Source organism: Vibrio sp. Evd11, from assembly GCF_900382755.1.
Classification (GTDB): Bacteria; Pseudomonadota; Gammaproteobacteria; order Enterobacterales; family Vibrionaceae; genus Vibrio; species Vibrio lentus.
This window is the reverse complement of the sequence record NZ_OSDX01000009.1, coordinates 40788-53037: the sequence shown is the minus strand read 5'-3', so window position 1 is coordinate 53037 and position 12250 is coordinate 40788. Positions and strand designations below refer to the sequence as shown.

At 44.9% G+C, this 12250-nt stretch carries 12 protein-coding genes; all 12 read right to left on the bottom strand.

Annotated features, from left to right (window positions below):
• Window positions 1–123: 123 nt before the first annotated feature.
• Window positions 124–1314 carry a flagellar hook-associated protein FlgL gene (gene flgL, locus ED652_RS05865; protein WP_122053822.1) on the bottom strand — a complete coding sequence of 397 codons (1191 nt, stop codon included), beginning with the start codon at window positions 1312–1314 and terminating at the stop codon, window positions 124–126.
• 8 nt (window positions 1315–1322) lie between these two features.
• Window positions 1323–3203 (bottom strand): flagellar hook-associated protein FlgK, encoded by a 1881-nt coding sequence (gene flgK, locus ED652_RS05860; RefSeq protein WP_122053821.1) that lies wholly within the window; start codon window positions 3201–3203, stop codon window positions 1323–1325.
• A gap of 222 nt (window positions 3204–3425) precedes the next feature.
• Entirely contained in the window at window positions 3426–4343 is a 918-nt protein-coding gene (gene flgJ / locus ED652_RS05855; RefSeq protein WP_122053820.1) for a flagellar assembly peptidoglycan hydrolase FlgJ, read from the bottom strand.
• A gap of 10 nt (window positions 4344–4353) precedes the next feature.
• A complete protein-coding gene (locus tag ED652_RS05850; RefSeq protein WP_122053819.1) occupies window positions 4354–5445 on the bottom strand; it encodes a flagellar basal body P-ring protein FlgI in 1092 nt (363 codons plus the stop codon).
• Between the two features lie 93 nt (window positions 5446–5538).
• Window positions 5539–6315, bottom strand: coding sequence for a flagellar basal body L-ring protein FlgH (gene flgH / locus ED652_RS05845; RefSeq protein ID WP_017106349.1), 777 nt, complete (start codon window positions 6313–6315; stop codon window positions 5539–5541).
• A gap of 113 nt (window positions 6316–6428) precedes the next feature.
• Window positions 6429–7217 carry a flagellar basal-body rod protein FlgG gene (gene flgG / locus ED652_RS05840; RefSeq protein ID WP_004736180.1) on the bottom strand — a complete coding sequence of 263 codons (789 nt, stop codon included), beginning with the start codon at window positions 7215–7217 and terminating at the stop codon, window positions 6429–6431.
• A gap of 21 nt (window positions 7218–7238) precedes the next feature.
• Entirely contained in the window at window positions 7239–7988 is a 750-nt protein-coding gene (locus ED652_RS05835) for a flagellar basal body rod protein FlgF (protein ID WP_004736179.1), read from the bottom strand.
• 270 nt (window positions 7989–8258) lie between these two features.
• Window positions 8259–9563, bottom strand: coding sequence for a flagellar hook protein FlgE (flgE, locus tag ED652_RS05830; protein WP_017076830.1), 1305 nt, complete (start codon window positions 9561–9563; stop codon window positions 8259–8261).
• A 50-nt stretch (window positions 9564–9613) separates the two neighbouring features.
• On the bottom strand, window positions 9614–10327 hold the full coding sequence (gene flgD, locus ED652_RS05825) for a flagellar hook assembly protein FlgD (RefSeq protein ID WP_004736177.1): 714 nt from the start codon (window positions 10325–10327) through the stop codon (window positions 9614–9616).
• Window positions 10328–10344: 17 nt separating this feature from the next.
• Entirely contained in the window at window positions 10345–10758 is a 414-nt protein-coding gene (flgC, locus tag ED652_RS05820) for a flagellar basal body rod protein FlgC (RefSeq protein ID WP_004736176.1), read from the bottom strand.
• Window positions 10759–10762: 4 nt separating this feature from the next.
• Complete coding sequence (flgB, locus tag ED652_RS05815; RefSeq protein WP_122053818.1) at window positions 10763–11158, bottom strand: flagellar basal body rod protein FlgB; 396 nt, start codon at window positions 11156–11158, stop codon at window positions 10763–10765.
• Window positions 11159–11412: 254 nt separating this feature from the next.
• The gene (locus ED652_RS05810; protein WP_017110142.1) at window positions 11413–12240 is read right to left on the bottom strand and encodes a protein-glutamate O-methyltransferase; all 828 of its coding nucleotides are present in this window, start codon (window positions 12238–12240) and stop codon (window positions 11413–11415) included.
• Window positions 12241–12250: the final 10 nt, after the last annotated feature.

Here is a 12250-nt window from a genome sequence, read left to right as displayed (position 1 = left end):
GATGATATCCTGTATAAAAAACCGGCAAAGGTTGAAGTGATTCGCGCATACGGCATAGCACATATGGCAAAGAATCTAACTTCAATGGTGAGTGTTAGTTCACCACTAAATACCGATTAATTATCAAATATAATTAAACAAGGTCAGGTCTTTGGTTTTACCAAACGCTTGTTGAGAAGCTTGCAATGCTCGAGAGTTTTCATTGAACTCAATGATGGCCTTCGAGTAATCCAAGTCTTCAAAGGTGCTTTTTGCTTTCGCTAAAGACAACTTAAAATCTTCATGTTGCTGCTCTTGAATATCCAGCGTACTTAAACGCGCACCAACATCGGTTCTTGCCTTGGTCAAATGGATAAACGCAGCGTGGAACTCTTCAGTTACTTGGTGCAATTTCGCTGTTGCTGATGCATCCGATACCGGGTTTTCAGCCTGCTCAGCCGCTTCTTTGAACGTATCAAAGATAGAGAAGGTCTCTCTCGGCTCTAAGGTGATCGAATCGCCTTTAGTAATTTGGCCTTTGATTTGGATATTCAGCCCTTCATAGACAATGCCAGTCGAAGGATCAAAATCTTCTGCGGCTACCACTGCGCCATCTTTTTCAAGTTGATAAGCATAATTTCCTGTCTGCATATCAACGAACGTCACTTTATACGTTGACCCATCTTCAGCTGAGTTCGTCGCACGTTCCAAAAGTAACTCAGAAGCGGGTTCAAGCTCATACTGCGGTTCGTAATCACCAAACGGGTTATCTATTTCCATAAATAACTTGCTGCCCGGATCATTCATCGCCATCTCGAAGCTACTCGCTACACGCATCTTTCGCTGATAGTCATCGCCCTGATAACTGACGTTGCCTTGGTTATCTCTAAAAAAGGGTTGATTCTTCGGCTTAGTACCCGCAAACGTATAGTTACCCGACTCATCTTGAGAGTTAGCTAGATGCAGAAAGTTATTCGATAGTTCTTGGATCTCGCGCTTCTTCGCTAAACGGTCCTCTGGAGAGAGCGCACCGTTAATCATTTCCATCACGGTTCGTTTTGCTTCATCAGCAAAGCCCTCGGTGTTGGAGACCAATACCTCATGATGTTCCAATCGATTACGAACCAAGACGATCGCGTCACTATATTGTTTAAGCTGTTCTGATTGCTGACCAATATTTTGTAAATAGTGGGTCGCAAGAGGGTCATCACTTGGAGACTGCAACTTCTTACCGGAAGCAAGTTGTGCTTGGTTGTGATGTATCTTGTTCTCTTGACGGCGCAAATCGTTCTGAACAGATTGGTAGTTGTGGAAGCTAGAGATACGATTCAACATTTATATTCCTACCTCAGAGCCAAAATAGTATTGAACGTATCATTGGCTGCTTGCATGATGCGTGAAGAAGCCATATACGCTTGCTGAAATTTCATCATATTTGCAGCTTCTTCATCGAGGTTAACCCCCGACACTGAAGCAATACGTTCCTGAGCGGATTCCTTTTCTAAGGTGGCAATGTCGCTTAAGCGATTTGCCGTCGACGCTTTCAGGCCCGTATTGGTATTCAAGTTGTGGTAAAGGTCTAAAATCGTAGACTCACCATCATTCAAGATCTTTCCAGTTTGGAGATCTTGCAGTTTACGCAAGTTACCGTTATCACCCTCTGATGGGACAATGTTTGCCGTAAATTTATCGTTTGCCACAGCCCCAGCGGTCAACTCGAAAGTCGTGCCATTAATCGTAACCGGACCTTCAGGTGGGTACGGCTGCGGCTGCATTAAAATATTACCTTTCGGGTCAGTCACGGCAAACTGCTCACCTTTTGGTGAAACAATCACTTCAAACTCACGCAATTGACCGGCCGCTAGGATCTTGAACCCCGCCGAACCTTTCGCAAACGTAGTCGATGCCTCATAACTTTGTGCGGCAATATCTCTTGGGTCTTTGGTTTCCATCTGAATCTGAGCAGCAAAGTTACGAGTTGGACGCAGTAACAGCTTCTCACCCAATTCAGGCGGGTTTCGAACTTCGACTCGCATACCATCTAGATAAAAAGCATTGCCCGCTGCATTCGTGCTGACTTTGACCGTTTCACCGTCAGGCTTGGTCACGACATAGTCGCTACCGTCATATTTAAGACCGTACTCGCCGCCTTTTAAAGCCGAGGTGTCATCAATATAAACGGCAACATCAGCCTTTGATTGGCTGCCAGCCGTCACGCGTGATTTCGCCACGCGCTCAGAGTTCACATCGGTGAAAATATTTTGGCCAACGTTACCATTGAGATCCAAACCTTGTGATTGAAGTGAGTTTACTCTCTCAGAGAAAGCCGTCGCCAAACGTCCAAGTTCGTCCATGATGCCAGGAATATGTTCGTCTCGCATATCGAGCATGGCACCGATTTTCCCATCGATATCATTACTGGTAATCGGCTTCAAAGACTTGCCTTCAACTATCGCTAATCGACGCTGATGCGTATCAGGCAAACCATCAACCAGCTTCAGTTGACTTGCTTCACTACCAGAAACCAAGGTATGACCATTACCAATATGGACGTTAAATCCTTCCGCATTAGAGCGCGGCGTTACCGTCACTTTGGTGTAGCCAGATAGCTCATTGATCAACTTTTCGTGCTGATCTCGTAAATCATTGTGAGGCCCTGGTGTTCGCATCATCAGACGCTGAACGTCACGAATCTCAACCGCAATTTGGTTTACTCGTTCAATGCCGACTTCTAATTTTTTGTTCGTAGAATCAGACTGTTGACGTACCGTTTCATGAAATTCATTCAAGGTTTTAGTTACAAGTCCTGCTTTTTCTAAAACGACTTTACGCGCACCCACATCATTCGGGGTATCGGCGAGAGTCTTAACAGAATCAAACCATTCGTTGAGGTTTTCTGGAATCTTCTTTGAAGCGACCGACGACAACATGCTCGACAGCATATCGAGGTTGGCTTCGGTATCGCCTTTGTTGGCGGCATTGGTTGTCGATAAGTTAAGTTCTTTGACGGCAAACTGATCCCAAGAGCGGCGAACATTTTCCACATGCACACCCATACCGTAGGATTGCCCACCGTACTGGCGCGGGTCATTCACACCTTGAATCACAGACTGGCGGCTATAGCCCTCTGTGTTGGCGTTAGAAATGTTATGACCTGTGGTGTTGAGCTGTCTCTGAGCCGTAAGAACACTTTGTGCCCCTACATTCAGAAGATCCGACGCCATAATGCCCCCAAAAAACTTAACAAAATCAGCATGAACTGATTAACTACTACAGCTTATTATTAAGATATTTAGCAATATATGTGCCAATAGAAATAACGGAGAGTTAAAAGACAATAATTTATTGAAGTGTAAGGAGATAACGATGAAAGGAGTGGCAAATTCGAAAGGGGCGGATAAGAAAAGAGCCTGCCAGTAGGAAGCTCTCTATGTTGATTGACGACGCTAGTTCATCTCATCGATCTTGGCTTTAACTCGTAAAACCTTGTCTGCATAGTTAGGGTCGGTTGCGTAACCTGCCTGATGAATGCCTTTGATGAAATTCTCTGAATTGCCTTGATGCTGTAGCGCTGTTTCGTATCTTGGGTTTTCGTTCAAGAACTTCACGTAATCATTAAAGCTATCTTCGAAATTAGAGTAAGAACGGAAAGAAGCTGACTCTTTAACGGCTGTTTTACCATGGAACTCAAGTGTTTGAGTCGCGACCTTATCACCCTTCCAACTTCTATCTGCTTTGATGTTGAATAGGTTGTTGCTGTTGCCCAAAGAGTTCTTAATCATCTTAGAACCCCAACCTGTTTCAAGTGCCGCTTGTGCTAATAGCAGTGACGAATCAACACCGAGTGCGCTCGCCGCTTTTTCAGCGTAAGGCTTCATTGAGGCAACAAACGATTCTGGAGAATCGAAAGATGCGGGTTGTTTAACAGCGGAAGCAGATTGAATTTCAGATGCTCTCTCTTCTGAACGACCTGAATACTGAGGTCTTTCCAGTGAGGTATCAAAACCTTCACTGCGAACCTTGTCTTCTGTCGCATCACTTGCTTGACCCGCGCTTAATTGAGCTACGATCATATCCGCAAGGCCTAATGAACCTGAAGCACTGAGTTCGCTCGCCATTTGGTCATCTTGCATCTGACGATAAAACTGCTCGTTCTGGCTGTTTAGCATATCTGATTTAAAGCTAGAGTTCGCATCACGCATCGACTTAAACAACATCGACGTAAAAATGGATTCAAACTGTTTTGCCGCAGCGGTTAATGCTTCTTTCTCGCTGCCTTCCTCACCGTTTACCGCTTGTTGACGAAGACGGTCTAAACTGCCGATGTCGTGAATAAAGCCGATGTCATTGTTATTCTTAATCATGCTTTATTCCTTAGATAATGATCAATTGGCCTTCAATTGCACCCGCTTGTTTCAGTGCTTGAAGGATTGCCATTAAATCAGAAGGTGCAGCGCCTACTTCATTGACTGCGCGTACCAAATCGTCCAGCGTTAGGCCCGGTTCAAATTTGAACATCTTGCCATCAGCTTCGGTGATTTCGATATCAGAATCAGGAACTACTACCGTTTGGCCACCAGAGAATGCATTCGGTTGGCTTACGTTGAGGTTTTCTTTGATTGCAACCGTCATACCACCGTGGGTTACCGCCGCCGCTCTTAGGCGAACGTGCTTACCAACCACAATAGTACCGGTACGAGAGTTAACAATGATTTTTGCAGAACCCTCTGCAGGATCAAATTCGATGTTTTCGATTGCCGATAAGAAAGCCACGCGTTGGCTGATTTCTCGAGGAGCGCGAACTTTTACTGACGTCGCGTCAACCGCTGAAGCCATTTGTGGGCCTAGGAAATTATTCACCGCATCAGCCAAACGTTGAGCGGTTGTGAAATCTGATTGGATTAAGTTGAAAGTGATGTAATCGCCACGACCGAATGGGGTTGGGATCTCTTGTTCAACCGTCGCACCGCTAGAGATGATGCCGACATTAGGGTTGTTACCGACGATTTTAGAGCCGTCATTACCTTGAGCACTAAAACCACTTACCACCAAGTTACCTTGTGCTACCGCGTATACTTGACCATCTAAACCTTTTAGGAAGGTCTGTAGCAAGGTACCACCACGAAGGCTTTTTGCTGAACCGATAGAAGATACTGTTACGTCAACTTCCTGACCTTGCTTAGAGAATGCCGGAAGTTCAGCGGTAACGATAACGGCCGCTACGTTTTTTGTTTTTGGCTTGGTGCCAGGCGGCAATTGAATGCCAAAATTTTGCAGCATTGCGTTAAACGTTTGATCGGTAAAGGGAGTTGTCTCACCGGTACCCGGCAAACCTGTGACCAGACCATAGCCGACAAGTTGGTTACTACGAACACCCGCCACTTTTGCCACGTCTTTAATACGCGCAGCATGGGCACTGGTGGCAAGAAATAGCATGCCGAATAGTACGAGTGTCAGTTTTTTCATTGAGTAACCTGTCTGTATTGCTTTAATTTATAATGAGTTAGCTTGAAATCAAATAATTCTGGGAGTGTCAGTATGTCGACACTGTCTCAAACTCTACAAAGATACATTAAAGAATCGTGCCAAGAATCCTGGCTCTTGCATATCTTTCTGAACACCAGTACCTGAGTACTGAATTCGCGCGTTAGAAACTCGGTTCGAAGCAATGGTATTCTCGAAATCAATATCGTCAGGGCGGATGGTGCCACTTAGGCGGATATACTCATCGCCTGTGTTCAGTGTCATCCACTTTTCACCACGAACCACGAGGTTGCCATTGGCTAACACTTCGATCACTTCTACGGTGATGTAGCCGCTGATGCTGTTACTTTGGTTGGCTGAGGTATCACCAGCAAAGGTGTTGGTGTTGCTCAGGTCGTAAGAGAAATTGTACTTGTCTATGGTTAGCTCTTGGCCGCCAACAGCCAATGGTTCCATTGATGCGTCGTTCGACTTAGACATGTCTGCGTTGGCTTTTTTTGTTGCTCGAGTATTTTCATCGAGTGCAACTGTAATGATGTCACCAATACCGCGAGGTTTTGAGTCGTCATACATGCTGCCAATATGGCTCACATTGAACAGCGAACCTGTCGCTGCGGCATAGTGTTCAGGTTTCTTCTTTGGGTTGATTGGTGCCCATGCAGGGTCGCCCGCGATTGGATCGGTTCTGCCACGAAGTGTGTCAATAATACCAGAGCTCTCTTCAGCCGACTTATCACCTTCTACTGCATCAACCACTGTAGTCGCGTTTTCTTGTGCTGGAGTTTCGATGGGATCCAGTACAGAACAGCCTGTCATAGACAGAAACAGAGCTAAACAAAAAATACGTTTCATGGCGATATACTCTCAGCAGGCGATGGTAAATAGATCAATGAGTAGAAACTCGTCTATTCATTAAAAACAGATCTATTAATTGTAAATAAGTCAGTAAACGGCAAATAAACCAATTACAGCTGTTGGTTAACAAAGCTCATCATCTTGTCTACTGACGAGATAACTTTTGAGTTCATTTCGTAAACACGTTGAGCTTCAATCATGTTAACCAGCTCTTCGGTTACGTTTACGTTCGATGTTTCTAGCATCGACTGACGGATGTTACCCAAGCCATCAAAGCCCGGAACACCCTCTTGCGGATCGCCACTTGCGCCCGTTGGTAAGTAAAGGTTTTGACCTACTGGCTCTAAACCACCTGGGTTTACGAAGTCAGTAATGGTGATTTGGCCAACCACGACGTTGTTTTGCTCACCACGTAGACGAACCGACACTTCACCATCGTTACCAACCGTCACCGAAATCGCATCTTCAGGAATAACGATTTCTGGTTGCAGAGCATAACCTTGGCCCGAAGTTACGATCGCGCCATCACCGTTCAGTGTGAACTGACCATTTCGGCTGTAGCCTGTTTCACCGTCTGGCATTTCCACTTGGAAGAAGCCATCACCTTCGATCATCATATCTAAGCTGTTCGATGTCGTTTGTGCGTTACCGTGAGTGTGAACTTTTTGAGTTGCCACAACTTTAGAACCAGCACCCAACATCAAACCACTTGGCAGCTCAGTATTCTGAGAAGATTGGCCACCCGGCTGATTGATGTTCTGATAGAACAGATCTTCAAATACCGCACGGCTCTTTTTAAAGCCAATGGTTGAGGCGTTGGCAAGGTTGTTTGAAATTGTTGAGATATTGGTTTGTTGGGCGTCTAAACCTGTTTTACTTACCCATAATGCTGGATGCATAGCAAATTCCTTTAAATTCTATTAGCTCATACGAAGCAGTGAATCAGACGACTTGTCCATTTCCTCTGCTGTGCTCATCATCTTGACCTGCATTTCGAATTGACGTTGTAAGTCAATTAGGCTGGTCATTTCACCGACAGCATTTACGTTACTGCCTTCGATGGCACCTTTTAGCAACGTTACCGCTGCATCTGCTTCGTATGCCTGATCTGGGTTTTTCGAACGGAATAGACCATTCGTGTCTTTAAATAAGCTTTGATTATCTGGACGCACAAGTTTGATACGGTCGACAATCGCTAATTCTTCAGCTGGAGCGCCTTGAGGAATCACCGAAATGGTACCGTCTGTGCCGATTTCTACTTTACTGATAGGAATAGGTAGTGTGATAGGTGCGTCGTTCTCGCCTAACACCAAATGACCGCTTGCGTTGGTTAGCAAACCGTTTTGATCAACCTTTAGGTTACCGTTACGTGTTAAACCTTCACGGCCAGTGTTGTCCATTACCGAAATCCAGCCATCACCTTGTATCGTGACATCAAGATCGCGGCCAGTGGTGACCACACTACCTTGTGCGAAATTATGACCCGGACGTTCTGTCATGCTGAAAACACGAGTAGGCATGCCTTCACCGTACGCTTGCATTGAACGTGCTTGTGCTAAATCAGCACGGAAACCCGTTGTACTTACGTTGGCAAGGTTGTTTGCACGTAGCTGCAAAGCTTGCATATTTTGCTTAGCGCCACTCATGGCAAGAAACAGTGCGCGATCCATAATTTTGCTCCAAAAATCATCTTCTGGGGCTAATAAAGCAAACACTGTGCCAATATTTTTAACTGTTATTTATCAATAATTTAAATAGAAAAACGACTAAGAAGAGGGATCACAAAAGGATCATTGAGGAAGAATTGTTGCCAGTGGCATTACCGTGCGGCAATAAGGGCGGCAAATAGAAAAGTAAACTGCCATATCAGATTCACCAACAATACCCAACTCAATAACATTGAATTGGGTATTCGCAGATGATTCAAACGCTCGAAACGATTAACGAATCTGAAGAATATTCTGTTGCAGTTGGTTGTGTACTTCTAGAGAACGCGAGTTCGCTTGGAAGTTGCGTTGAGCAGAAATCAAATCAACCAGTTCTTGAGTCATATCGATGTTCGACTGCTCTAGTGAGCCGTTGTTGATACTACCAAATGAACCTTTGTTCGATTCACCCCAGATTTTAGAACCTGAGTCATTAGTAGAATCCCACTGAGTGCCGCCTTTCTTATCTAGACCTTGCTCATTGGGTACACGAACCAAGCCTACACGGCCAAGCATCACGTTTTCACCATTTGAGTAAGTACCTAAAACACTGCCGTACTCATCGAAATCGATTTTGGTTAAGAAACCTGTTGTAGCGCCATCTTCATCGAACTTAGTCAGTTCAAATGGAGCAGCAAACTGAGTTGACGAATCTAGACCAAACTTAAGCACTTGCGTTGGATCAGCACCGTTCAGATCAATTGGGTTCGCTCCAGCACCTAGTGCTTCAGAGTTAATTGGCTGGCCATTGTTAAGGCTCGCCAACGTACCGTCATTGTTGAACTTCATGGTGTGACCAACATGACCTTGTGCATTTGTCGCATCACCACCAGTAATGTTGACCGGCTTTTCACCGTTCTCATCTGACATGGTGTAGTACGTCTGCCAAGTGTTTGGTTGAGTCTGATCTTTGAGGTAGTAAGTCGTTAACTTGTAAGACTGACCCATAGAATCGTATACCGTCGAAGACGTTGCACGGTTATAGGTATCTGCATCTTTGAAGTTAAATGCAGCCGGGTCTTTAAGATCACCGTTTGCAGGAAGGTTAACCCCTACTTCAATGTTTTCTGTCTGTTTTGGCTTACCAAACTCAGCAGGAATGTCGAGTGGCTTTGGCGCGTAAGAAAGAACTTCACCCGAGTTTGGATCAACATCGTAACCTAAAAGAAACTCATCGTTAGCAGTAACCATGTAGTTGTCTTTGTTTAGGTGAAATGCACCATTACGCGTTAGTTCATTGATCTCCGGTACCATACGGTCTTTCGATACTGCAAAGAAACCTGTACCACTTACACGTAAGTCCATCGGGTTGTTAGTATAAATACTTGAACCTTCATGGAACTGTTGCGCCACTTGGCTAGCTTGCGCACCGCCACCTGCCGTCGTTTTTGCGTTAGTGAATAACGAACTTGAGTAAACATCGCCAAACTCCGCACGCGACTCTTTAAAGCCGAATGTGTTTGCGTTCGCAATGTTGTTACTGGTTGTATTCAGGTCTAGTTGTGCAGCGGATAGACCGCTTAAAGCTACATATGACATTCCAATATTCTCCTAATCTCTCTAGCTAGCATAATCACTCTTTTAAAGCGTTACGCTTTACCAACTTCTAGTACTTCAGCAAGTCGTACTGGCGATGTGAAACCAGCCAGATTGAGTAGTACGTTGCCATCACCCTTACCAAGAAGCACACTGTTCACGTTCGCATAACTCGACACTTGGAACTCTGTGTTCTCGCCATCCAGTAAACCCGACGCTTTCACGTTGTATTTACCAGCCGGCAATGGGTTACCGTCTTCGTCTTTTCCGTCCCATTCAACACGTGTGTCGCCTGATGGTTTAGAGCCGATATCAAAAGTGCGAACCAATTGGCCAACTTCGTTCTCAACACGAACAATTACATTGTCCATTGCTTGAGGAAGCTTAACCATGGACGCCATACCGCCATCACCGGGTTTCACACCTGCCGCACCAGGAACCAATACATCGCGGCCAACCAAAGAGGAAGCCTGTAATGCTTGGTTAGAAGTCATTGATGAATTCAAGCTTTCAAACTGTGTATTCATTTTGCCAATGCCATCTACGGTCGCAAATGAAGCCATTTGCGCAATCATCTGGTCATTGCTAACCGGCTTAAAAGGGTCTTGTTGTGCTAATTGCTTAGTCAACAAAGATAAGAAGTCTTCTTGTTTAAGATCCTGCTTACCTGTTGTTTCGTCGGGCTTTTTAGCGCCATCTTGAAGACTCTTCAGCTGGTCAACATAGGACAAGCCGCTTTGACCAACATTGTTGTTGATTCCAGCCATGTGCTACCTCCTTATCCTTATTGACCCATCTGCAGCGTACGCAGCAGCATTTGTTTACTCGAGTCAGCAACCTGCACGTTTGTTTGGTACGCACGTGATGCCGAAATCATGTTTGCCATTTCTTCCATAACGTTCACGTTAGGCTTGTAGATATAGCCTTCGTTATTCGCTAATGGGTGATCCGGGTTGTACTCCGCGCTCAGCGGCTTATCGCTTTCCACAATACCTAATACTTTCACAGGCACAGTGTGACCACTGTTGCGTGCTTTATTTAACTCAGCGCCGAACACTGCGTGACGAGCCTTGTAAGTTTCTTCAGCAGAACTACTTACACTGTCCGCGTTCGCAAGGTTGCTCGAGGTCGTATTTAGACGAACAGATTCAGCACTCATCGCAGAACCAGTCACATTGAATACATTGAATAAACTCATCTAATTATTCCCCTTTAATCGCTTTAGTTAAATTCTTGAACTTACTTCCTAAGAAGTCGAGAGAGGCTTGATGCCTAATTTGGTTTTGCATGAAAAGGTTTCTTTCCAAATCCAAATCAACCGTGTTGCCATCTCCTGTATCAGGTTGGGTAGGAATTCGATACTTCGTTTCCCCGTTCACCGTTGTTGAGGCAGAAATGTGCCGACCATCTGTACGACTAAGACCAATGCTTGCCCCAGAACTTGCCGCTTGCAGTGATTTCTTAAAGTCTAATCCTTTTGCTTTATACCCAGGCGTGTTGGCTTGCGCGATATTGGTGGAAAGCACCTCAGCGTTACGCTCACGTACACCAACCGTGTGTTGGTGAATGCCCAAAGCATTGCCAAAAGAAATAGCCATGTAAACCTCAACTCAAGAACTGACTGTTATGAGATAACCAAAGCAATATGTATACCAACTTTTAAAACAAAGCGGGCTATCAATACTTTTACAGGTTACTCGTGGGTAAACTTGCAATATACAAGCCAAAAAACAGAGTAAATTGGAATGTCACTCTGACTTAAAGATATAGCTTTAGCGGAAAAAAGAAAACCCAGCACTAGGCTGGGTTTTGAAATTAAACAGTAACGTTACACCTTATGTAGTGCCAGCAATTACTTTAATTTGTAGATAATGCCAGGGTTACAACGAACCATTTCAAAACGGTCGGTTAAACCTGTTAACGATTCTGAAGCACCCAATAGCAGATAGCCACCAGGGTTTAGGCTGTTTGCCATTTGGTTCAGTACCTTCGCCTTCATGTCAGGCGAGAAGTAAATCAATACGTTACGACAAAAAATGATGTCGAACTTACCGAGTAAGGCATAGCTGTCCATCAAGTTCTGCGGACGGAAATTGACCATACGCTTCACATTATCTTTAACTTTCATGCGGCCATCACCCGCATCTTCAAAGAAGGTACGGCGACGTTCAGGAGAAAGGCCTCGACCCAGCGCTAGATTGTCATAAGCGCCTTTACGACACATATCCAACATACTCGCTGAGATATCTGTTCCCGTGATCGACACGTTTGGCAACATACCCGGCTTGCGTGCTTGAGTTTCAAGAATCGTCATTGCCATTGAGTATGCTTCTTGGCCTGAAGAGCTTGCCGCAGACCAAATCTTAATAGGACGTTTATTTGCCGCTATTTCCGGTAGAAGCTTATCCGCAAGTACAGCAAACGGGTAAGTATCTCGGAACCAAAGTGTCTCGTTCGTCGTCATAGCATCGACTGCTGCCACTCTCAACTCACGGTTTCGACCTGTTACTACATCTCTCAACAAATCAGATAACGACGCTAAATTAAACTTCGTTACTAATGGGCTTAGGCGGCTGCGCACTAAGTACTGCTTGCTATCACCTAATACAATGCCACATTGAGATTCTAAGAAACGGCTGAAATCGCGATACTCTTGATCACTTATTGTTATAGCAGTCATTAATGTCTCT

Coding starts and splice junctions, on each gene's coding strand:
- flgL (WP_122053822.1), bottom strand. CDS start 1,314: ATGTTGAATCGTATCTCTAGCTTCCACAACTACCAATCTGTTCAGAAC.
- flgK (WP_122053821.1), bottom strand. CDS start 3,203: ATGGCGTCGGATCTTCTGAATGTAGGGGCACAAAGTGTTCTTACGGCT.
- flgJ (WP_122053820.1), bottom strand. CDS start 4,343: ATGATTAAGAATAACAATGACATCGGCTTTATTCACGACATCGGCAGT.
- ED652_RS05850 (WP_122053819.1), bottom strand. CDS start 5,445: ATGAAAAAACTGACACTCGTACTATTCGGCATGCTATTTCTTGCCACC.
- flgH (WP_017106349.1), bottom strand. CDS start 6,315: ATGAAACGTATTTTTTGTTTAGCTCTGTTTCTGTCTATGACAGGCTGT.
- flgG (WP_004736180.1), bottom strand. CDS start 7,217: ATGCATCCAGCATTATGGGTAAGTAAAACAGGTTTAGACGCCCAACAA.
- ED652_RS05835 (WP_004736179.1), bottom strand. CDS start 7,988: ATGGATCGCGCACTGTTTCTTGCCATGAGTGGCGCTAAGCAAAATATG.
- flgE (WP_017076830.1), bottom strand. CDS start 9,563: ATGTCATATGTAGCTTTAAGCGGTCTATCCGCTGCACAACTAGACCTG.
- flgD (WP_004736177.1), bottom strand. CDS start 10,327: ATGGCTGGAATCAACAACAATGTTGGTCAAAGCGGCTTGTCCTATGTT.
- flgC (WP_004736176.1), bottom strand. CDS start 10,758: ATGAGTTTATTCAATGTATTCAATGTGACTGGTTCTGCGATGAGTGCT.
- flgB (WP_122053818.1), bottom strand. CDS start 11,158: ATGGCTATTTCTTTTGGCAATGCTTTGGGCATTCACCAACACACGGTT.
- ED652_RS05810 (WP_017110142.1), bottom strand. CDS start 12,240: ATGACTGCTATAACAATAAGTGATCAAGAGTATCGCGATTTCAGCCGT.